The 22560-nt window shown below is 39.7% G+C and carries 27 protein-coding genes; all 27 read left to right on the top strand.

Annotation, left to right across the window (positions count from 1 at the left end; all coding sequences use genetic code 11):
• The first annotated feature begins 22 nt into the window (after nt 1–22).
• The 27 genes from topA to fliR all read left to right on the top strand — a co-directional run bounded on the left by topA (nt 23) and on the right by fliR (nt 22558).
• Nucleotides 23–2098 (top strand): type I DNA topoisomerase, encoded by a 2076-nt coding sequence (gene topA / locus LCM11_RS00690; protein ID WP_224892383.1) that lies wholly within the window; start codon nt 23–25, stop codon nt 2096–2098.
• 485 nt (nt 2099–2583) lie between these two features.
• A complete protein-coding gene (xerC, locus tag LCM11_RS00695; RefSeq protein WP_224892384.1) occupies nt 2584–3489 on the top strand; it encodes a tyrosine recombinase XerC in 906 nt (301 codons plus the stop codon).
• 9 nt (nt 3490–3498) lie between these two features.
• On the top strand, nt 3499–4044 hold the full coding sequence (gene hslV / locus LCM11_RS00700) for an ATP-dependent protease subunit HslV (protein ID WP_014643265.1): 546 nt from the start codon (nt 3499–3501) through the stop codon (nt 4042–4044).
• A 14-nt stretch (nt 4045–4058) separates the two neighbouring features.
• Nucleotides 4059–5456: an HslU--HslV peptidase ATPase subunit gene (hslU, locus tag LCM11_RS00705; protein ID WP_224892385.1), complete on the top strand. Its 1398-nt coding sequence runs from the start codon at nt 4059–4061 to the stop codon at nt 5454–5456.
• 24 nt (nt 5457–5480) lie between these two features.
• On the top strand, nt 5481–6260 hold the full coding sequence (gene codY / locus LCM11_RS00710; protein WP_224892386.1) for a GTP-sensing pleiotropic transcriptional regulator CodY: 780 nt from the start codon (nt 5481–5483) through the stop codon (nt 6258–6260).
• A 329-nt stretch (nt 6261–6589) separates the two neighbouring features.
• Nucleotides 6590–6982: a flagellar basal body rod protein FlgB gene (gene flgB / locus LCM11_RS00715; RefSeq protein WP_263622303.1), complete on the top strand. Its 393-nt coding sequence runs from the start codon at nt 6590–6592 to the stop codon at nt 6980–6982.
• Between the two features lie 2 nt (nt 6983–6984).
• Nucleotides 6985–7446, top strand: coding sequence for a flagellar basal body rod protein FlgC (flgC, locus tag LCM11_RS00720; protein ID WP_224892388.1), 462 nt, complete (start codon nt 6985–6987; stop codon nt 7444–7446).
• A gap of 17 nt (nt 7447–7463) precedes the next feature.
• The gene (gene fliE, locus LCM11_RS00725; RefSeq protein WP_224892389.1) at nt 7464–7778 is read left to right on the top strand and encodes a flagellar hook-basal body complex protein FliE; all 315 of its coding nucleotides are present in this window, start codon (nt 7464–7466) and stop codon (nt 7776–7778) included.
• A gap of 59 nt (nt 7779–7837) precedes the next feature.
• A complete protein-coding gene (fliF, locus tag LCM11_RS00730; protein WP_224892390.1) occupies nt 7838–9424 on the top strand; it encodes a flagellar basal-body MS-ring/collar protein FliF in 1587 nt (528 codons plus the stop codon).
• Nucleotides 9425–9438: 14 nt separating this feature from the next.
• On the top strand, nt 9439–10452 hold the full coding sequence (fliG, locus tag LCM11_RS00735; RefSeq protein ID WP_224892391.1) for a flagellar motor switch protein FliG: 1014 nt from the start codon (nt 9439–9441) through the stop codon (nt 10450–10452).
• A complete protein-coding gene (gene fliH, locus LCM11_RS00740) occupies nt 10445–11185 on the top strand; it encodes a flagellar assembly protein FliH (protein ID WP_224892392.1) in 741 nt (246 codons plus the stop codon). The genes fliG and fliH overlap by 8 nt, the downstream gene beginning before the upstream one ends.
• Nucleotides 11178–12485, top strand: coding sequence for a flagellar protein export ATPase FliI (gene fliI / locus LCM11_RS00745; protein WP_224892393.1), 1308 nt, complete (start codon nt 11178–11180; stop codon nt 12483–12485). Before fliH ends, fliI begins: the two co-directional genes overlap by 8 nt.
• A 13-nt stretch (nt 12486–12498) precedes the next feature.
• Nucleotides 12499–12948, top strand: coding sequence for a flagellar export protein FliJ (fliJ, locus tag LCM11_RS00750; protein WP_224892394.1), 450 nt, complete (start codon nt 12499–12501; stop codon nt 12946–12948).
• 4 nt (nt 12949–12952) lie between these two features.
• Nucleotides 12953–13540, top strand: coding sequence for a MotE family protein (locus tag LCM11_RS00755; protein WP_224892395.1), 588 nt, complete (start codon nt 12953–12955; stop codon nt 13538–13540).
• 30 nt (nt 13541–13570) lie between these two features.
• Nucleotides 13571–15073, top strand: a complete 1503-nt coding sequence (locus LCM11_RS00760) for a flagellar hook-length control protein FliK (protein ID WP_224892396.1) — start codon at nt 13571–13573, stop codon at nt 15071–15073.
• Between the two features lie 8 nt (nt 15074–15081).
• Nucleotides 15082–15537, top strand: coding sequence for a flagellar hook assembly protein FlgD (gene flgD, locus LCM11_RS00765; RefSeq protein ID WP_224892397.1), 456 nt, complete (start codon nt 15082–15084; stop codon nt 15535–15537).
• Nucleotide 15538: 1 nt separating this feature from the next.
• On the top strand, nt 15539–15901 hold the full coding sequence (locus LCM11_RS00770) for a TIGR02530 family flagellar biosynthesis protein (protein WP_224893064.1): 363 nt from the start codon (nt 15539–15541) through the stop codon (nt 15899–15901).
• 82 nt (nt 15902–15983) lie between these two features.
• On the top strand, nt 15984–16895 hold the full coding sequence (flgG, locus tag LCM11_RS00775; RefSeq protein ID WP_224892398.1) for a flagellar basal body rod protein FlgG: 912 nt from the start codon (nt 15984–15986) through the stop codon (nt 16893–16895).
• A 65-nt stretch (nt 16896–16960) separates the two neighbouring features.
• Nucleotides 16961–17158 (top strand): flagellar FlbD family protein, encoded by a 198-nt coding sequence (locus LCM11_RS00780; protein ID WP_412098119.1) that lies wholly within the window; start codon nt 16961–16963, stop codon nt 17156–17158.
• Nucleotides 17148–17576: a flagellar basal body-associated protein FliL gene (gene fliL / locus LCM11_RS00785; protein ID WP_224893065.1), complete on the top strand. Its 429-nt coding sequence runs from the start codon at nt 17148–17150 to the stop codon at nt 17574–17576. Before LCM11_RS00780 ends, fliL begins: the two co-directional genes overlap by 11 nt.
• Before the next feature lie 28 nt (nt 17577–17604).
• Nucleotides 17605–18606: a flagellar motor switch protein FliM gene (gene fliM / locus LCM11_RS00790; RefSeq protein ID WP_224892400.1), complete on the top strand. Its 1002-nt coding sequence runs from the start codon at nt 17605–17607 to the stop codon at nt 18604–18606.
• Nucleotides 18599–19777, top strand: coding sequence for a flagellar motor switch phosphatase FliY (gene fliY, locus LCM11_RS00795; RefSeq protein WP_224892401.1), 1179 nt, complete (start codon nt 18599–18601; stop codon nt 19775–19777). The genes fliM and fliY overlap by 8 nt, the downstream gene beginning before the upstream one ends.
• A 17-nt stretch (nt 19778–19794) precedes the next feature.
• Complete coding sequence (locus tag LCM11_RS00800) at nt 19795–20157, top strand: response regulator (protein ID WP_224892402.1); 363 nt, start codon at nt 19795–19797, stop codon at nt 20155–20157.
• 12 nt (nt 20158–20169) lie between these two features.
• Nucleotides 20170–20835 (top strand): flagellar biosynthetic protein FliO, encoded by a 666-nt coding sequence (locus tag LCM11_RS00805; protein ID WP_224892403.1) that lies wholly within the window; start codon nt 20170–20172, stop codon nt 20833–20835.
• Nucleotides 20828–21493 (top strand): flagellar type III secretion system pore protein FliP, encoded by a 666-nt coding sequence (gene fliP / locus LCM11_RS00810; RefSeq protein ID WP_224892404.1) that lies wholly within the window; start codon nt 20828–20830, stop codon nt 21491–21493. The genes LCM11_RS00805 and fliP overlap by 8 nt, the downstream gene beginning before the upstream one ends.
• A 16-nt stretch (nt 21494–21509) precedes the next feature.
• Nucleotides 21510–21779: a flagellar biosynthesis protein FliQ gene (gene fliQ, locus LCM11_RS00815; protein ID WP_089750916.1), complete on the top strand. Its 270-nt coding sequence runs from the start codon at nt 21510–21512 to the stop codon at nt 21777–21779.
• 2 nt (nt 21780–21781) lie between these two features.
• The gene (gene fliR, locus LCM11_RS00820) at nt 21782–22558 is read left to right on the top strand and encodes a flagellar biosynthetic protein FliR (RefSeq protein WP_224892405.1); all 777 of its coding nucleotides are present in this window, start codon (nt 21782–21784) and stop codon (nt 22556–22558) included.
• Nucleotides 22559–22560: the final 2 nt, after the last annotated feature.

Raw genomic sequence — 22560 nt, forward strand, 5'->3', positions numbered from 1 at the left:
CACCTCTATGGGAGGAACCGATATGGCAGATTATCTTGTAATCGTCGAATCACCTGCGAAAGCAAAAACGATCGAACGATACTTAGGAAAGAAATATAAAGTCAAAGCATCCCTCGGGCATGTCCGTGATTTACCCAAAAGTCAGATGGGTGTAGATGTTGACAATGAATTTGAACCGAAATATATAACCATACGCGGAAAAGGACCTGTTTTAAAGGATCTAAAAACTGCAGCCAAGAAAGCTAAAAAAGTATATCTCGCTGCCGACCCTGATAGAGAGGGAGAAGCTATTGCCTGGCACTTAGCTCATAGTTTGGATATAGATGAATCATCTGAATGCAGAGTGGTATTTAACGAAATTACGAAGGAAGCTATTAAAGATTCTTTCAAGCAGCCTCGGACCATTGATTCTCATCTAGTAGACGCTCAGCAGGCTCGACGGATATTGGATCGTTTGGTGGGGTATAACATCAGTCCTATTTTATGGAAAAAAGTTAAAAAAGGCTTAAGTGCCGGTCGTGTTCAATCAGTAGCGCTTAAAATTATCGTTGACCGTGAAAATGAAATAAAAAAATTCGTGCCTGAAGAATATTGGACGATTGAAGCTGATTTCCTAAAGGATAAAGAGAAATTCGAAGGTTCATTTTACGGTGTTGATGGCAAGAAACAGGATTTAAAAAACGAAGATGACGTTAAAACCATTCAACAACGCATATCAGGGAAAGATTTCTCTGTAGAAAAGGTAAATAAAAGAGAGAGAAAGCGTAACCCTTCTTTACCATTCACCACTTCATCCCTCCAACAGGAAGCAGCCCGTAAGCTGAATTTCCGGGCGAAAAAGACGATGATGATTGCGCAGCAGTTATACGAGGGAATTGATCTGGGCGGGAAGCAAGGTACCACTGGTTTAATTACTTATATGCGTACCGATTCCACACGCTTATCCAACTCCGCAAAAGATGATGCTAAACAATATATAGAAAGCAATTACGGAAGTGAGTACCTGGGTAATAATCAAAAGGCCAAGAAACAAGAAGGGGCCCAAGATGCTCATGAAGCAATCCGTCCTACAGGAGCTGATCGAGACCCTAAGGCAATGAAGAGTATTCTTTCAAGAGATCAGTATCGCTTGTATAAATTGGTGTGGGACCGCTTTGTTTCAAGTCAAATGGCACCAGCTGTACTGGATACCATGACTGTTCACCTGTATAACCAGGGGGTCGAGTTCCGTGCTACAGGTTCTGAAGTGAAGTTCAAAGGGTTTATGAAAGTGTATATTGAAGGAAGAGATGATAATAAAAAAGAAAAAGATAAGCTGCTTCCTCATTTAGAAGAAGGAATGACCGTAAAAGCTGAAGAAATCACGCCTAATCAGCACTTTACTCAGCCACCTCCGAGATACACGGAAGCTCGACTGGTTAAAACTCTGGAAGAACTAGGGATTGGGCGTCCATCAACTTACGCACCAACTCTTGATACCATCCAGCGTCGCGGATATGTAGCTTTGGATAATAAACGTTTCGTACCAACCGAGTTAGGTGAAATTGTTCTTGAACAGCTTATTGAATACTTTCCTGAGATCATTGACCTCGATTTCACTAAAGAAATGGAAGATGACTTAGATGCAATTGAAGTAGGCAAAGAAGACTGGGTATCCATCATTGGTGACTTTTATAAAGATTTCCAGCCTCGCCTGGAAAAAGCAGAAAAAGAGATGGAAGAGATAGAAATTAAAGATGAACCGGCAGGGATTGACTGTGAGAATTGCGGTCATGAAATGGTTTATAAGATGGGACGTTATGGAAAATTTCTAGCCTGTTCGAACTTCCCTGAATGTCGTAACACAAAACCGATTCTTAAAAAAATCGGAGTCACATGTCCGAAGTGTCAAAAAGGGGACGTTGTCGAAAGGAAGAGCAAGAAAAACCGTAAGTTCTATGGCTGTGACCGTTATCCGGATTGTGAGTTCATCTCCTGGGATAAACCAATCAGTCGGCCATGTCCTAAATGTGATTCCCTGCTTGTGGAGAAGCGGGCTAAAAAAGGTACTCAAATTACATGTACCAATTGTGACTATAAAGAAGAACCACAATCATAGCCTGTGGTTATAAAAGGGAGAGTCTATGACTATTATGATAGTTATAGACTCTTTTCATTTTAGCTAAGATAAATCTATATCTAAAAGGTACAAGATCAGCTTTCGATTAAGTAAAAAACCAGTTTCGAGATTTTGAATAAGAAGTTATACAGTTGTGGTGCGTTCCTTAGGATGATTAATTTTTCCCCCACCCTATACCTTATAAAGTGATGGCATATTCAATATTAAAGGAGTTGAACAGACCTTTAATTCTAAATTACTCAGTCTTGAATTGACACACTACTTATGGACAGCTATAATTACGGTTTGGTAAGAATAAATACTTGACAGGTAAATGATTCCACCTTATCGCTGTTTATTTCCATTATGAGTTATTTTCTTCAATTCATTTGGAAACAATTCAGAATTTTGTTACATTTTTATTAATATCATTGTGATTACGATTACAAGTGTGATAAAATTTAAACGCCTTTGTGAGGTGAACTATGGAAGAGTTTCAAACTTATAAGCAAATGTATCTTGAGTACTTACAAATAGAAAAAAATGCATCGCCACTAACAGTGGAAAATTATTCTATTGATATGGATGAATTTGCAAAGTTTTTACAAGCGGAACAACTGGAACTTGTAAATTGTGAATATTCATCCATACGTATTTATTTATCCCAACTACATGCGAATTTACTTTCTAGAAGAACGGTATCCAGAAAGATATCCAGCTTGAGAAGTTTTTTTCGGTTTCTTGAGCGGGAACAAATTGTTACAAAAAACCCTTTTCTAAATGTTTCACTCCCTAAGGAAGCGAATCCTATCCCTGATTTCTTCTATCAGGAGGAATTGAAGCACTTGTTTACGGTAAGCGATAAAAAAAATCCTCTGGGACAGCGAAATCAAGCATTAATTGAATTATTATATGGTACTGGTATTCGTGTAAGCGAAGCGACCCGGATCGAACTGAATGATATAGATCTTTCTCTTTCCACTTTACTCGTCCACGGAAAAGGCAGGAAGGAAAGGTATGTGCCATTTGGACAATTTGCCAGTCAGGCCATGCAATCCTATATAGAAGATGGAAGAAGGGTACTTCAGCAAAAGAATTCCAATTCTACTCCTGTACTATTTTTGAATTCTAAAGGAGCACCTTTAACGGCCCGTGGCATTCGAATGATTCTCAATAAAATGGTAGAAGATGCTGCGTTAACCGTGGATATTCACCCACATAAACTGAGGCATTCATTTGCTACTCATATGCTTAATGAAGGAGCAGATCTCCGTTCGGTGCAGGAATTATTGGGCCATGAGCATTTATCTTCAACACAGATTTATACCCATGTTACAAAAGATCGATTAAGGCATGTTTATATGAACAGCCATCCAAGAGCAAATAAATGAGGTGAGAATATGGAACAACAATTCCACGCAACAACCATATTTGCTGTCCAGCACAATGGTCAGTGTGCGATGAGTGGTGATGGGCAGGTAACACTTGGGAATCAGGTGGTTATGAAGCATAAAGCACGAAAAGTACGCCGGCTTTACAATGATCAGGTTTTAGCAGGCTTTGCAGGATCTGTAGCCGATGCCTTTACTTTGTTTGAAAAATTTGAAGGAAAGCTTGAAAGTTTTGATGGTAATTTAGCAAGAGCTTCTGTGGAGTTAGCCAAGGAGTGGCGCAGTGATCGTGTATTGAGAAAGCTTGAAGCTATGCTTATTGTAATGGACCGTAATCACATGTTTCTCGTATCCGGTACTGGGGAAGTCATAGAACCGGATGATGGAATTCTGGCTATAGGCTCCGGTGGTAATTTCGCTTTAAGTGCAGGTCGTGCCCTTAAACGCTATTCACCTGATCAGTCAGCTGAACAAATTGCTCAAGCCGCGTTAGAAATAGCAGGAGAAATCTGCGTTTTCACAAATGATCAAATTATTCTGGAAGTTCTCAAATAAGGGGGACCTTTGCAATGTCGTTGAATTTAACACCTAAACAAATAGTTGAAAAACTCGATCAATATATTATAGGACAGAATAGCGCAAAGAAATCAGTTGCTATAGCTCTTAGGAATCGATATCGCCGTATGCAGCTAACCGGTGAAATCCGTGACGAAATTGTACCTAAAAATATTCTTATGATGGGTCCAACCGGTGTAGGAAAAACAGAAATTGCCCGAAGACTTGCCAAATTGGTAGGGGCGCCATTTGTTAAGGTAGAAGCCACAAAGTTTACTGAAGTAGGCTATGTGGGTCGTGATGTTGAATCAATGGTTCGTGATCTCGTGGAAATGGCTGTACGAATGGTAAAAGAAGAAAAAATGGAAGAAGTGAAGGAAAGGGCTGAAGAGCAGGCGAATAAAAAACTTGTAAAACTTCTTGTTCCCTCTAAGAAAAAGCAGCAGAATAATTTTAAAAACCCTCTGGAAATGTTCTTTAATCAGGGAGATCAGCAGGAAAGTGAACCCCAGCCAAATCAGGAAGAAAAAGAAATCGAAACTAAGCGAAGCCGTATTCGTCAGCAGTTGGATATGGGGGAGCTTGAGGACCGTATGGTTACTATTGAAGTGGAAGAATCGCAATCCTCTATGTTTGACATGATGCAAGGATCAGGAATGGAACAAATGGGGATGAACATGCAAGATGCCTTCAGCCAGTTCATGCCTAAAAAAACCAAAAAAAGAAAGCTTCCCGTTTCTGAAGCGCGTAAAGTCCTTACTCAGGAAGAAGCGAGTAAATTAGTAGATATGGATGAAGTAGGACAGGAAGCCGTAAACAAAGTGGAACAGTCAGGTATGATTTTTATTGATGAAATTGATAAGGTAGCTGCTAAAGGTGACAATCAAGCTAATGTCTCCCGAGAAGGAGTTCAGCGTGATATCCTTCCCATTGTAGAAGGTTCTACCATTGTGACTAAATATGGAGCCGTTTCAACGGATCACATTTTATTTATTGCTGCTGGCGCCTTTCATATGGCCAAACCTTCGGATTTAATACCTGAGCTGCAGGGAAGATTCCCGATTCGTGTTGAACTTAATAAACTTAACGTGGAGGACTTCCGAAACATCTTAGTGGAACCTTCCAATGCTTTATTAAAACAATATAAGGCTTTATTGGAAATTGAAGGTATAAAGGTTGAATTTTCTGACGATGCTATTACTAGACTCGCAGAGATTGCTCATGAGGTGAACCAGGAGACGGACAATATTGGTGCGAGACGACTTCATACCATTTTGGAAAAGTTATTAGAGGACTTGTCATTCGAAGCACCTGATGTAACGATGGAAACTATTGAAATTACGCCACAATATGTTGATAGCAAACTGTCTTCTATTGTGAAAAATAAGGATCTTAGTCGTTTTATTTTATAGACATACCATAAGGAGGAATAACAGATGAAATTATTAGATCGTGCCAGAAGAATTAATGCTATGCTACAGAAAACTACAGGGAAATCGGTGGATTTTAATGATATGTCCGCAACAATGAGAGATGTTATTGAAGCAAATACATTTGTATTGAGCCGCCGAGGTAAACTTCTTGGATTTGCTATTAATCAGGAAATTGAGAATGAGCGAATGAAGTCGATGCTGACTGAACGCCAATTCCCACAAGAATATACTCAGAACTTATTTAATATCCAGGAAACGACTCCTGATATTGATATCGATAGTGAATACACGGCTTTTCCTGTTGAAAACCGAGAATTGTTTGAGCAGGGATTGACTACCATTGTTCCGATCATCGGTGGAGGACAGAGATTAGGTACTTTAATCCTAAGTCGCATTAATAGAAGCTTTAATGACGACGATCTTCTTCTTGCAGAATATGGGGCAACCGTTGTCGGTATGGAAATCCTTCATGAGAAAACAGAAGAGATTGAACAGGAAGCTCGCAGTAAAGCTGTTGTGCAAATGGCGATTAGTTCTTTGTCTTATAGTGAACTAGAAGCAATTGAGCACATTTTCGAAGAGTTGGAAGGAAACGAAGGTCTGCTTGTTGCCAGTAAAATAGCGGATCGCGTAGGAATTACCCGTTCAGTAATTGTGAATGCTCTACGTAAGTTAGAAAGTGCCGGAGTAATTGAGTCTCGTTCTTTAGGTATGAAAGGGACGTATATTAAAGTCTTGAACAATAACTTCCTTGTTGAACTTCAAAAACTTCGTACAAGTTAAATATAAGAAAACCGCTGCTTTCTCAAAAGCAGCGGTTTTCTTATATTTAAAATTGGAAAAACAAGGTTATATATCCATTAAAGTATAATTTTATAAAATTTATGTAAATCTGATTTATTTACCGAACGAACTGTGTAATAATGTTCATTATAATAGTATTTTCGACAAAAACCATTAAATGTCGTGTTTTTAAGTAAAAAGTCCTGGTATATTAGTTCTATTTGTGTAGTTAGCAAAAAAATACCGTTGTACTACATAGACACAGGTATACATATTTTTTTACAATTAGGTTTGTGAACCTAGAAACATGTCGAATAGGGGGGATTATACTGAAACTATTTAATGATACCTTTAACACGTTAGAAAAGTCCTTAAATTATGCCTCAGAAAAGAACCGTGCCATATCTAACAATATATCCAATGTGGATACGCCTGGTTATAAAGCTGAAAATGTTGTGTTTAAAGATCACTTAAACCGCGCAGAGGCTTCTCTCTCAGCAAAAAAAACCAATTTAAAGCATTTCGATTTTCAGAACAGAGAATCCGCCTCCTACAAAACGACCACAAACAATAGTACTACATATAATCACAATGGAAATAACGTTGATATTGATAAGGAAATGAGCAGCTTGGCTCAGAACCAAATTTACTATCAAGCTCTGGCTGATCGCATGAGTGGTAAGTTCAGAAGCATGGAATCCGTTATTAAAGGAGGAAACTAAGGGTGGGGATTTTTGATGCAATGAACACAAGTGCCAGTGGATTAACAGCCCAGCGGCTGAGAATGGATGTAGCTTCCTCTAATGTAGCAAATGCAAATTCCACAAGAGCTCAACGTAATGAAGAGGGAGAATGGGAACCTTATCGCAGAAAAATGGTCGTATTTGAACCAAATAGCGTAAGCTTTAAGTCTCACCTGGAAAACGCCTCTCGACGTTCAACTCATCACGGAAGCAGTCAGGGTGTAAAAGCTTCAACGATTGCGGAGGATGAGACACCTTTCAAACAAGTGTTTAACCCCAACCATCCTGATGCTAATTCAGAAGGTTATGTCCAGACTCCTAATGTAGATCCTTTACAGGAAATGGTGGACATGATGAGTGCTACACGTTCTTATGAAGCTAATGTGACCTCTCTTAATGCCTCTAAAAGTATGCTGATGAAAGCACTGGAAATAGGAAGATAGCGAGAAGGAGAGATTAAATGCCAGATCTAAATACTATAAAGGGATTACCGTCGATCCAATCAAATACTTTCTCACCTCAAATTAACCCGGGTAGTTCTCCTGCAGAGGCTCAAGTCAAATTTGCTGATCAATTGAAAAATGCAATCGATCAAGTGAATCACACTCAACTCGAATCAGATCAGAAAACTAAAGCCCTGGCAAACGGTGAAGTGGAGAACCTTCATGAAGTGATGATTACTTCAAAGAAAGCCAGTATCACGATGCAAACATCTATTGAAGTGAGAAATAAAGTAGTAGAAGCATATAAAGAAATTATGCGAATGCAAGTGTAGCACACGTTAAATAAGTTGTTACAATATTCGCGGTGATCGTGCTTTTTTTGGGGGCAATTATGAAAGAAAAACTAGTACAGTACAAAAATCGTAGTATTTCGTTTTGGAATGAAAGAAGTAGAGGACAGAAAGCTACCATCATTGGTGGAGCCGCAGCTGTCCTTTTAATAGTAGCCGTGGTTAGCATTTTTGCATCCAGTACAAAAATGGTTCCTCTTTATAAGGATTTAACGATCCAGGAAATCGGCCAAATTAAAACAGAGCTGGACACAAGAGGAGTTCCATATGAACTGGAAGAAAGTGGTACATCCATCTTGGTCCCAGAACCTCAAGCAGAGACGTTGCTTGTAGATTTAGCTGCGGCAGGTCTTCCTAGCAGCGGTTCGATAGATTATGGATTTTTTAGTGATAACACGTCATGGGGAATGACGGATAATGAGTTTAATATGATTAAGCTGGACGCTATGCAAAGCGAGCTGGCCAATATGATGAAGGGAATCGGTGGAATTCAGGATGCAAAAGTTATGATCAACATTCCAGAAGAGGAGGTATTTGCATCCGAAACTGAGCAAACAGCTTCCGCTTCAATCGTACTGACTATACAACCCGGATATCAGATGGAGGACAGTCAAATAGGAGCCCTTTATAACCTGGCTTCAAAATCTGTTTCCAACTTGTCTAAAGATAATATCGTAATTATGGATCAAAACTTTAAGTATTTTGATTTAAATAATTCAAATTCACCTGAAAGCCAAGACGCTTATACATATCAGCAGAATGTGAAAAAAAATATTGAGCGTGACATTAAGCAAGATGTCCAGCGTATGCTTGGCAGGATGATTGGTCAGCAAAAAGTGATAGCAACCGTTACAGCAGATATTGATTTTACAAAAGAAAATCGCGTAGAGGAACTCGTAGAACCTGTCGACCCTGAAACTATGGAGGGACTTCCAGTAAGTATTGAACGGATCGAAGAAACCTACGAAGGGGGAATACCTGAAGGGGGAGTGCCTGGCGCAGGGGAGGAAGATGTAGCGAACTATCCTGCTGACGCAGAAGGCTCGAACGGGGATTATGAAATGAACCGTGAAACGATCAATAACGAATTTAACCGAATTAAGAGAAATATTGAAGAGAGCCCTTTTAAAGTAAGGGATCTTGGAATTCAGGTAGCTATTGATCGTACAAAAGGTGCTGATGAACAAGGATCTGTTGAACTGTTATCTGCTGAAGAGCAGCAAACTGTTGAGGAAAGCGTGCAGTCAATTCTTAACTCAATGATTACGACATCCATTAATGAAAGTTACGGAGAAGTAAACCCTCAGGAAAAAATATCAATTGTTTTTCAAGAATTCAGTGAGCAGCCTTCCTCTCCCGAACCGACGTCTGGAATTCCAATGTGGATGTACGTAACAGGAGCCGTTCTTGTAATTGTTATTGTGGTGCTAATCGTTTTGTTAATGAGAAGAAAAAGACAAGAAGAAATTTACGAAGATACTGTAGAAGAGGAAATCCCTCCCTTTGTTCCGGGCATTGAAGAAAAGGTAACCGCTTCTACTCAACAAAGAGAACAATTAGAAAAAATGGCAAAAGAAAATCCGGAAGAATTTGCTAAATTATTGCGATCTTGGATCGCGGAAGAATAAGGGAGGGTTCTTCAATGGCCTTGAAAAAGTCAGAGTTATCTGGAAAGCAAAAAGCTGCCGTCCTCTTAATTTCCTTAGGACCGGATGTAGCTGCACAGGTATACAAACACTTAAATGAAGAAGAAATAGAACAATTAACACTCGAGATATCATCAGTTCAAAAAGTAAATTCAAAAGAAAAAGAAGAAATAGTAGAACAATTCTATCAGATCGCTTTGGCGCAGGATTATATTTCTCAAGGAGGGATTGGCTATGCCAAAACTATTCTTGAAAAAGCTTTGGGAGAAGACGAAGCATCCAGCATTATTGGACGCTTAACCTCTTCTCTCCAAGTGAAGCCTTTCGATTTTGCTAGAAAAGCTGAGCCTGCTCAGATTTTGAATTTTATCCAAAATGAACACCCTCAAACGATTGCTCTCGTTTTATCTTACTTAGATGCGGCACAGTCCGGCCAGATTCTCTCTGAACTTCCTCAGGAGCTGCAAGCCGATGTTGCACGAAGAATTGCTACGATGGAATCCACTTCTCCTGAAATTATCAATCAGGTGGAGCAGATACTTGAGAAAAAACTTTCAGCTACAGTAACTCATGACTATACGGAAACAGGTGGTATTCAAGCAGTGGTCGAAGTGCTCAATGGAGTTGACCGGAGTACGGAACGAACAATATTAGACTCCTTAGAAATTCAGGATCCAGAGCTAGCCGAGGAAATTAAAAAACGTATGTTCGTTTTTGAGGATATTGTCTCACTTGATAATCGAGCAATTCAAAGGGTCATACGAGAAGTTGAAAATGAAGACCTACGCTTATCTTTGAAAATTTCGAGTGATGAAGTTAAAAATCTAGTATTTTCCAATATGTCCCAGCGAATGGCTGAAACGTTTGAAGAAGAGATGGAAGTTATGGGACCAGTACGCTTACGTGATGTAGAAGAGGCTCAAACCAGAGTTGTGGCTACTATTAGACGTTTAGAAGATGTGGGAGAAATTGTAGTTGCACGAGGTGGAGGTGACGACATTATTGTCTAGCAATCAAAGTTCTCAACGTATTATTCATATTAAGCCAGTCGAAAAGCTAACCTCAACTGTATCTGTGGAAGAACATCTTTACAATGAACAAGAGCTTGCATTGCAAAAGAGACAGCAAGCCGAAAAGATTTTGGAGGAGGCACGGGAAGAGGCTTCGCAATTGCTGCAGGAAGCAGAACATAAAATCGAAGCCGATAAGAAAGCGTGGCAGGAAGAAAGAATTCAATTGGTTCAAGCCGCAGAGAGAGAAGGTTACGAGACTGGTGTAACTCAGGGATATCACGATTACACGGAAAAGTTGGAGGAAGCAAACCTCATTATTGCGAAGGCGAACCAATCATATCACTCGATTGTTGCATCAAGTGAAGAAACCATTGTTGAAATTGCTCTTCGTTCAGCTGAAAAGATAGTGAACTGCCATTTGCAAGACCACCCTGAGTCTTTTTTATATCTGGTTAAAAAAGTAGTTAAAGAAGTTCAAGAGCAGCCTGAAATAGCTATTTATGTTCATCCTGATCAATATAGTGATCTTCAGTCCCAGGCAGAAGAATTGCAGAGAATGACGAGTTTGAAAACCAATTTGTCTATCTACGTGAAAGATGAGATGGAACCTTTTTCATGCGTGATTGAATCCCCTTTTGGACGTATTGATGCTGGGATTGACAGTCAGCTGAAAGAATTGAGAGAGAAAGTTTTTCGTGTTGTTCAAGAAGAGGCGGGAGCTTATGAATAAGAATACTTATTTACAAGTTATTGATCGATCAGATACCTTTAAACGCTACGGCCGCATTCACCGAGTGGTAGGTTTGATGGTGGAGTCAAAGGGTCCGGAAGCTTCAATTGGAGATTTATGCTATATCCACTCTCATTCTGATCGGAACCAGTCTATTGCTGCTGAGGTGGTTGGTTTCAATCAAGAGAATATTCTCCTTATGCCTTATAAAGAAATGAGAGATATCAGTCCTGGAAGTTTAGTAGAGGCAACTGGAGAACCAATGAAAGTTAAAGTAGGAACAGGATTGATTGGAAAGGTTTTGGATGCGACAGGACAGCCGCTGGACGGTGGTTTACTCCCCAAAGGTTTAACGATGTACCCCACGGATCAGTCCCCTCCTAACCCGTTGTCAAGACCCACTATTAAAGAGCCGATTCAAGTAGGAGTTCGTGCAATTGATTCTTTGTTAACGGTTGGAAAAGGACAACGGGTTGGTATATTTGCAGGAAGCGGTGTGGGTAAAAGTACTCTTATGGGAATGATCTCAAGAAACAGCTCTGCCGATTTAAATGTTATAGCCCTTATTGGTGAGCGCGGAAGAGAAGTGAGAGAATTCATTGAAAACGATCTAGGGGAAGAGGGACTAAAACGTTCCATTGTTATCGTAGCTACATCTGATCAACCAGCTCTTATGAGGACTAAAGGAGCCTATACTGCTACTGCGATAAGTGAATACTTTAGAGATCTCGGCTACAACGTTAATTTTATGATGGATTCCGTAACCCGCTTTGCCATGGCCCAGCGTGAAATCGGACTTGCAACAGGGGAGCCTCCCACGACCAAAGGTTACACACCATCTGTATTTGCACTCTTACCTAAGCTGCTCGAGAGAACGGGAACAAGCAGTAAAGGAACGATTACAGCTTTTTACACAGTGCTGGTGGACGGAGACGATATGAATGAGCCGGTATCAGATACGGTGAGAGGGATTCTTGATGGACATTTTGTACTGGATCGAAACCTTGCGGAACAGGGTCAATTTCCAGCTATAAACATATTAAAATCAATCAGCCGGGTAATGAAGCAGATTACATCAGATGAACATAAACAATCAGCAGAACGCCTTCGAGCATTGCTTGCGAGGTACGAGGAAAATAGTGAGCTGATTCAAATAGGAGCTTATAAAAAAGGCAGCAGTAAGGATATCGATCAGGCCATTCATTATCATCCTTCCATTATTAACTTTTTGAAGCAAGGTGTACAAGAACCGTCAAGTTTTGAAGGATCCGAGGATTTGCTAAAACAGTTATTTACATAGGAGTGGAATTTGTATGGCTCATTTGCGTGCTTTTCATAAAATTATGGATTTAAGGGATCGGGAGAGAGCTGAGCAAGAGAAACATCATCAATCTCGAGTAGAAGCATTTGAACAAAAAGCGACCCAGCTGTATGAGGTATTGAAGGAAAAAGAAGAAGCCGAGCATTCATTCCATCAGACCCTTTCTAAAAGAACGATTCAGGCAATGACTTTTATTCAGCACCAGCAATACATAGAGCGCTTAGAAGAACGTATAGATTTGCTGCAGCCTGAAGTTCAAGAAGCCCGTCAGGCCATGTACCACTCTCAGGAAAAATTAACAGACGCTTATGTAGAAGTGAAGAAATTTGAAAAACTCATCGCACAAAAGCAAAAAAAGCATCAAAAATGGGTTAAAGATGAAGAAAATAAACAAATGGATGATATGTCTATGAGGCAGTTTTTAAATTTTCAAGGTAGGTGAGGTTATGGCAAAGCAAATTACTGATAAGCAGCAAGCCAGTAAATTACAATGGTTCTTCTTTGTAATTATCATTCCCATAGTGTTTGCCATCACCTTAGCCTGGATTGTCTTAACTCTACTCGGTGTGAATGTCACAGAACAAACTGAGAAGTATGTAAGTAAGGTGCCGTGGATAGCTCAAAATGCATCTTCTCCAGAGGAAGAAAACATCAAATCAAACAACAAGGAACTTGAGACTACTCTTGACGCCAGGAATGAAGATATCGATCTGCTCGAAGAAGAACTAAGTGCAAAACAAACAGAGATTGATGAACTTGAGCAAAAGGTAGTTAAATTAGAAGCTGTTGTGGAATCTGCCCAGGAAGCAGAAGAAGCAAAACCTGAAAATGAGAAAGTGATGAGCATGGCTGCTTCCTTCCAGCAAATGGAGCCGGAAGAAGCTGCGCCTATTGTAGAGAACATGAGTCAAGATCTTGCTATAGAGGTGCTTGAGAATGTAGCAAGCGAAGAAAGAGGATTAATCTTTGGTCAAATGAATCCAGAAACAGCCGCAGGAATCGCTGGTGAAATTATTGATTCATCTGAAGATTAAGAGTTGTCTACTTGAAAGGAGGTGAAAACAATGAATCTTGTCGATCAGTTGTTTAGCACTACAGGGTCTCGTCCGCTGCTTCTATTTAACTCACAATCAGAAGGTAAGAATACCGAGGGAGCATTTCAAGACTTATTATATGCCCTTCAAGAGAATGGGGAGAGTTTAAGTGGTTCAAAGAAAGAAGATATAGATCCAATTATTGAAAAGGCTCAGAATCTTCAAAGCGAATTGATTGAATTATTTACCGAACTGAATTCCTATCATAAAGAAATTGATCTAGGAATTGGACAGGAGTTGAAGTTACTTGAACAGCTGACTGATCTCCAAAATCAGCTTGAAGGTAATGCGGATATGCCTTCAGGTCTGGACATACTAAATAGTCTGCAGTCTGCTCTTAAAATGCTTTATGGAGTAATGAAACCAGATGGAGCAGAAGGTGATAATTGGCAAGAAGAGACTTACTTTGATAAAGACCAAAGAGTTTTAGATCTTCTTCAAACCATCAATGAAAACACAAATTTGGCTCAACACGTACTTAAAGACGCTGAGGGGCAGAAAAAGAAAATGTCGGATAACATTCACCTTTTCACTATCCCTATTTCAACGAGCCAGACACAATTGGAAAAAAATCAATTACTTAATAATTTTGAGCAGAAAGAGACGGATCTTCAAAAATTATGGGTTAAGTTCCAACAAACCCTTCATAGTCTTGACTACAATGATAGGGATTCCCATTCCAAGGTCAATGGTTATACAACCAAAGTATTAGTTATTAAAGATGTCATTCAATCGATCTCCCAAATATCCAATCAAGTGCCTGAGGGAAAATGGAAATCCATGCTGAGCAAACTATCCGAGCAAGGAACTGAATTTGAAAATAAGCTGTTTAAAGGTATATGGAATACTTACCATAATAGACAAACAGTTCCGCCTGGTTATCAAAGATTGTCGCCTATTAATGGAAAGGAAATGGGGAAGTGGATTTCGCAGTATATAGAAAAGCATACGGATAATACTAAAAACTCTGCACCTTCTCTTCAAACCATGCCGATGTCAAAAGTAGAACAACATGTAATTCAAATCCATCAGAACCAGCCGTCTTCTTCTTTCCCAAACCAGTTTATGAAAGAACTGGAACGTATTCTACAATCCAGCCGCTGGATTACCAGCAAGCCAGGCAGTATGGAAATGCAGTTAAAACTTAAGCCTCACAATCTTGGAGAGATGAAGGTGAGGCTTGCGCAAATTAATGGAGAAATTACCGTGAAGTTTATAGCTAGCAGTCAAGCGGCGAAAGATATGCTGGAAAGTAATATGAGCCAGTTGAGGCACATGTTCTCTCCCCAGCAGGTCGTAGTTGAAAAGAATGACGGTTTAAGTGATCAGCAGACTTTTTATTCATTCGATGAGGAGCAAGAAGGCCAGGAAGAACAAAAAGAAAAACAATCAAATCAGTTAAATTCGGATAATGAAGATAAGTCTGAGGAAGAAATGTCTTTTTACGATATTCTAATGAACGAGAAAGTTTAGGTGATGACATGAATACGATTGATTCGTCCTACTATTTAAAAAATCAGTCAGTTGCAGATAGCGCAAATTCCTCGCTCGGAAAAGATGATTTCTTAAAGATTTTAATGGCGCAAATTCAAAATCAAAATCCTCTTGACCCGATGAAAGATAAAGAGTTTATATCCCAGATGACCCAGTTTTCTAATTTGGAACAGATGACAAATATGTCACAAGCTATAGAGCAATTCTTAGACACTCAAAGTCTACCGCCACTGATCCAGTATAGCAGTTTAATTGGTAAGGAGGTTGCCTATCCGATAGTTAATGAAGAAACTGGAGCTGAAGAGGGGCTGGAAAAAGGAGTAGTTACATCCGTCGTTCAAAAAGATGGGGATACCTCCCTTGAGTTGAAGTCAGGTCTAAAACTGCCAGTCAATCAAATTACATCTGTTAGTGGAATAGGTGGAGCAAGTTCCGGTGAGTAGAATGGATCCCCGCATTCATCAATTTCACCAACCACTCCAAGCAGCACCTCAAAGGAAAAAAACGAAAACAGATATCTCTTTTCAAAATGTTCTTAATGAGGCTCAAACGTTAAGAATAAGCAAACATGCAGAAAAGCGTTTGAAACAACGGAATATAGAAATTGATGAGAATAAATGGAATGAAATTTCAAATAAGATGGCAGAAGCCAAGTCCAAAGGTGTAACGGATAGTTTAGTCATTACTAACCAGGCTGCTTTTGTAGTAAGTACTAAAAATAACACCGTTGTAACAGCGCTTGGAAGAGAAGAAGCTGCATCTCAAATTTTTACAAACATTAATGGCACCATTGTGTTAGAAGATTAGGCTGGACCCTCAAGGGAGGCCGTACTACCGCTGACTGATGGAAGCGGCTGATCAAAATAAAAAATGAGAGGAATGTTGCAACATGCTACGTTCAATGTATGCGGGTATTTCCGGAATGAAAGGTTTTCAAACACAGTTAGATACGATTGGAAATAACATTGCTAATGTAAATACGTACGGATACAAAAAAGGGCGCGTTACATTTCAAGATATGATGAGTCAAACAATGACAGGTGCCCAAGGACCTACAGAAGGAGCAAACGGCAATACACGCGGAGGTTTGAACCCTTCACAAGTAGGGCTGGGTTCCCAAACAGGATCCATTGATACAATCCATACTCAAGGTAACCGCCAGACAACCAATCGTCCATTGGATTTGTCTCTTGAAGGAGACGGGATGTTTATGCTTGCAGAGGGTGGAACAGATGACATTAATACGGATGGTAAAGCATTTAATCTTGACAATGTGAATACGAGCTTTACAAGAGCTGGAAATTTCTATTTGGATTCTGAAGGGGCAATCGTGAACAATGAAGGAAAATATTTAGTTGGAGAGCCTTTTACTATAAACCAGAACGCGCCAAATACCGCCCAAAACAATGCAGGAATGATTACCATTCCTGAAGACGCCCAGAGTTTCAGTATACAGCCGGACGGTGCAGTCAGTTATGTAGATGTTGATGGTACACCTAGAGTAGCTGGGCAAATCAGACTGGCTAACTTTGCTAATCCAAGCGGTCTCGAGAAAATTGGCGGCAATACCTATCGCTATACCACTAACGCTGGAGAGCCGATTGAGGGATTGGATGACTTGTCTGTTGCAGGAAGCGATGGAACAGGGCAAATGGTCGCAGGGGCTCTTGAGATGTCTAATGTGGACTTAGCTGAATCGTTCACTGAAATGATTACGGCACAAAGAGGATTTCAGGCCAATACAAGGATTATTACTACTTCAGATGAAATTCTTCAGGAATTAGTCAACTTGAAACGTTAACCGGAGAGGAGGGCGGGGAGGCTGACTATATAGCCTCCCCTATCAAGATGATAGCTTTAACGAAATTGAACGGGGATCCGTTTACCTTAAATGCCATCTACATAGAGCAAATTCAATCTAATCCGGACACTATGATTACGACAACTCAAGGAAAAAAGCTTCTGGTTAAAGAGCAGGAAGAAATTGTTGTAAAGAAAATTAAAAGGTTTTATAGAGAAGTAGGGCTTTTTAGACTAGCTGGACAGGCAGGTGATGACGATTAAAAATCGAGTCTTTAAGACGATGATTATTATTCTAAGTACGCTTACTTTACTTGGAGCAGCGACTCTTATTATCGTCATGAATCTAAATGGGACAGATGAAGTAAAAGGAAAAAGATCTATTGATGAAATGCGGGAGTCATCCATGCTAACGGAGGATATTACAACGGATTTAAAGAATGGTGACTTTGTACGCATCCGCTTCCGTGTTGTAACAGACAGCAAGAAATCTTTAGAAGAATTACAAAAGAGAGATTTCCAGATGCAAAATATATTGATTAAAGAACTTGCGGTTATGGATTCTGAATCTTTTCAATCGGGGCTTGGTGATCTTGAGGACCAGTTAAAAGAAAAATTGAATGAGGTTATGAGCCAGGGGACCGTTACTGATGTTTATACAGTAGACAAAGTCTTACAATAATTAACAATCTGGGTGAGGGGGTGAGAGTGTGGCAGAAGAAGTTCTCTCTCAGAATGAAATAGACTCCTTGCTATCCGCTTTATCAACGGGTGAAATGGATGCCGAGGAATTAAAGAATGAAGAAAAGGAGAGGAAAGTTCGATCCTACGATTTTAAAAGAGCGCTGCGATTCTCAAAAGACCAAATTAGAAGTCTTTCAAGAATACATGAAAATTTCTCCAGATTGCTTACTACTTATTTTTCAGCACATTTAAGAACCTATGTAAATATCGAAGTCGCTTCAGTAGACCAGCTCCCTTATGAAGAATTTATCAGGTCTATTCCAACAATGACGATACTGAATATATTCAGTGTATCCCCATTAGAAGGAAGAATTCTGCTCGAAATTAACCCTAATGTAGCGTATGCGATGATGGACCGAGTATTGGGAGGCAGAGGTAGCAGTGCAAGTAAAGTGGACAACTTAACAGAAATTGAAACGACTATTATGTCTCACTTATTTGAGAAAGCCCTCGATAACTACCAGGAAGCCTGGGGTTCTATAGTAGAAATCGACCCAATACTGGAAGAATTTGAAGTGAATCCTCAATTTCTTCAAATGGTATCACCTAATGAGACGGTGGTAGTTGTTTCCTTAAATACAACTATTGGGGAATCGAGCGGTATGATTAATATTTGTATCCCTCACGTAGTGTTAGAACCAATCATTCCGAAGCTGTCCGTTCATTATTGGATGCAAAAGCAACAGCCGAAAGATAGAGATCCTGAAGAATATGAAGCACTAACAAGCACTATTAAAGGGACAGAAGTAGATATAAGAGCTTTGCTCGGGGAATCGAATATATCGATTCAGGAGTTTTTAGGGTTGAAGGAAAATGATGTGATTCGATTAAGTCAGCAAATTGACAAACCTATGACGTTAAAAGTAGATAACGAACAAAAGTTTTATGTGCAGCCGGGGACCATTAAAAATCAACTCGCTGTGCAAGTACTAGAAGACTATCGAGGGGAGGCCGAAAGAAATGAGTGACGATATGTTATCCCAGGATGAAATAGATGCCCTTTTGAATGGCAGTACCGGTGAAGATTTTAAACGTTCACCTTCTAGTCAAGGTTCGGCAGAAGAATTATCAATACTTGAACAAGATGCACTAGGTGAAATCGGCAATATTTCTTTTGGAAGTTCTGCAACAGCTTTGTCTTCCTTGTTAAACCAAAAAGTCCAAATCACAACACCGAAAATCACCGTTGTAAACCGTAATCGTCTTTCTGATGAATTTCCAAAACCTTATGTTGCCGTCGGAGTTACTTATACGGATGGATTTTCAGGTGAAAATGTTTTGGTTATTAACACTAAAGATGCGGCTATTATTGCAGACCTTATGCTGGGCGGAGATGGCAGCTCTCCTGATGACCAATTAAATGAAATTTCTTTAAGTGCCGTCCAGGAAGCTATGAACCAAATGATGGGGTCAGCAGCGACCAGTATGTCAACTATATTTAATAAAAAAGTAGATATTTCTCCTCCAACCATTGATGTGTTAAACCTTGAGGAAGACCGGGGGACGGATCAGATTCCAAATGACGAAACCCTTGTGAAAGTTTCTTTCCAGCTAAAAGTGGGGAAACTGATCGATTCTAGTATTATGCAGCTGCTTCCTGTAGGTTTTGCTAGAGAGTTAGTGGATCAGTTAATGAATCCTGAGGAAAAAGAATACCATCAAAAATCTCTGGAAAAATCTTCGGATTTAAGAGGAGAAGAGCAGCCCAACAAAACTGTTACAACCAGTGACTATCACAAGGGTTCAAGTACATCAGTACCTCAGGATGAAGTTGAACCTCAGTACGTAGGAGGACCAGTGGGGCAAAATGTTAATGAAGCGAATATTCAGACCGCTCAATTCCAAAACTTTGAATCTGTGCAGCTTAATAATAGTGAACAGAGAAACTTAGATATGCTGATGGACATTCCATTAAAAGTTACCGTAGAGCTTGGTCGCACGAAAAGGACAATAAAAGATATTTTAGAAATATCAGCAGGTTCTGTGGTAGAACTGGATAAGTTAGCAGGCGAACCAGTTGATATTCTTGTAAATGAAAAACTGATGGCTAAGGGAGAAGTTGTAGTGATCGACGAGAATTTCGGTGTACGGGTAACCGACATAGTGAGTCCCAAAGATCGACTGAGTAAATTACGTTAATAAAGGAGGAAGTAAAAATGGGAGAAAAAATAATGATTGTAGATGATGCAGCTTTTATGAGAATGATGGTAAAGGACATTCTTACGAAAAATGGGTATGAAATTGCAGCTGAAGCAGAGGATGGAAAAAAAGCGGTGGAATTATATAAGGAAACAAACCCTGATCTCGTAACGATGGACATTACTATGCCAGAAATGGATGGAATTACAGCACTGAAGGAAATAAAGCAGCATAATCCAAATGCTAAAGTAATTATGTGCTCTGCTATGGGACAACAGGCAATGGTTGTCGATGCTATTCAAGCAGGGGCTAAAGATTTTATCGTTAAACCCTTTCAGGCTGATCGTGTTATCGAAGCCATTCAAAAAGCCTTAAGTTAAAGAGGAATGTTTATGTATCGAACAACTAGATGGATAGCTTTCATGATCGCTTTAATTACTATTTTTCTCGGCAGTGCAGGGTTCGTTCAAGCTGCACCATCTGCCGCTGAGTGTTTAGAGAATCCTCAGCTTGAAGGATGCCCATCTTCTAACTCAGCAGAAGATTCTGAGGCTCCCTCTGGAGGCAATCCCTCTCAATTAGAAGAAGCAGAAGGTTCCTTACTTTGGAATATTATTAAACTGGTATTGGTTCTATTACTGGTATTGGCTCTCATATATGGACTATTAAAATTTTTTAATTCTAGAAATAAAGTGTTCAATCAGAATCGAACAATGGAAAACCTGGGAGGGATGAACCTTGCGCCTAACCGTTCGATACAGGCTGTGCGTATTGGTGAACAAGTGTTTATTCTCGGGGTCGGGGATTCAGTGGAAATCATTACTGAAATCTCAGATCCTTCCACTAAAAGCGCTTTGATCCAAAGGGATAAACACCATGGAATGGAAAAAACTTTCCCTTTTGATAAATGGCTTGGAAAATGGAGAAAGGATGAAGGAAAGGAACGGAGTACTTCCACTACACAGTTTCAGCAACTATTTGAGAAGCAGCTTAAAGATATGAAAGAAAAAAGAAAAAATGCATCAAAACAGGATCAGGAGGGCAGAGATCATGAATGAATTTATCGAGATCTTCTCCGGGTCAGATCCTGAAGACATTTCTACTTCCGTTAAATTACTGCTTTTGTTGACGGTCTTGTCCCTTGCTCCTGGGATATTGATTTTGATGACAAGTTTTACAAGAATTCTGATCGTACTTTCTTTTGTAAGGACTTCACTTGCGACTCAACAAATGCCGCCCAATCAAGTTTTGGTTGGTATTGCTCTTTTTTTAACATTTTTTATAATGGCACCTACCTTACAGGAAGTTAACGATCAGGCCTTAACGCCCTTGTTCAATGAGGAAATTACATTGGATGAAGCTTATGAAGAAGCAAGTATTCCTATGAAGGATTTTATGGGGAAACACACGAGGCAAAAGGACTTAGCTCTATTCATCAATTATTCTGGTATGGAGCGGCCGGAGACCATTCAAGATGTTCCACTCACTACACTTGTACCAGCTTTTGCGATCAGTGAACTTAAAACGGCATTTCAAATGGGGTTCATGATATTTGTCCCTTTTCTCGTTATTGATATGGCTGTTGCAAGTGTCCTTATGTCCATGGGAATGATGATGCTGCCTCCTGTCATGATTTCACTTCCTTTTAAGATATTATTATTTGTGCTGGTTGATGGATGGTTCTTAATTACTAAATCTTTATTAGAAGGGTTTTAGGAGGGAGGTCAATAATATGAACGATCAAATGGTCATTTCATTCGCGAAGGAAGGTATTTATACCGTGTTAATGATTACCGGTCCCTTGCTGATTCTAGCTTTAGCGGTCGGCCTCCTGGTTAGTATTTTTCAGGCAACAACGCAAATCCAAGAACAGACGCTTGCTTTTATTCCTAAAATTGTAGCCGTAATGGTAGGTTTAATATTTTTTGGGCCCTGGATGCTGACAAATATGGTAGAGTTTGCGGCCAGCATATTTAGTAACTTAAATATGTTGGTAGGGTAGCTATGCTGGATTCGATTAATCTAGCGGGCCTTCCCGCATTTTTATTAATATTCATTCGAGTAACCTCCTTTTTTGTCACACTTCCGCTCTTTTCTTATCGCAATGTACCTAATCAGCATAAAGTTGGTTTTAGCTTCTTTATTGCACTTCTAATGTATTTCACGCTTTCTGTCCCTGAGCTTGCTATTGATGAGGAATATTTTTTACTTTTATTCAAAGAGGCAGCTGTTGGTATAGCAGTAGGCTTATTAGCTTATATTGTCCTGGCAGCGATTCAAATTGCAGGTGGTTTTATTGATTTTCAAATGGGGTTCGCGATTGCTAATGTTATCGATCCGCAAACAGGAGCTCAAAGTCCTTTAATCGGCCAGTATTTTAATATTATTACTCTGCTGTTTATTTTGGCTGTCGATGGGCATCACCTGATGATTGAAGGAGTGTTTTACAGCTACTCCCTGATTCCGATTGATCAATTGCTGCCACTTCAAGACGAAGCGTGGATTCAATTTGTAATTGAGACTTTCAACCAGATGTTTGTTATAGCTTTTTTAATGGCTGCTCCTATTGTAGGCTGTTTGTTTCTTGTAGATATTGCCCTTGGGATAGTAGCCCGGACGGTGCCTCAGCTAAACGTATTTGTAGTTGGTTTACCACTTAAAATATTCATAGCTCTCTCCGTTCTAGTAATAGCAATGACCTTTTATATGATGCTGATTGAACAATTATTTGAAACTATGCTTACTACAATGCGTGGTTTAATGCAAATATTCGGAGGCTAGCT

The sequence above is a fragment of the Halobacillus halophilus genome (genome assembly GCF_020171985.1).
GTDB lineage: Bacteria > Bacillota > Bacilli > Bacillales > Halobacillaceae > Halobacillus > Halobacillus halophilus_A.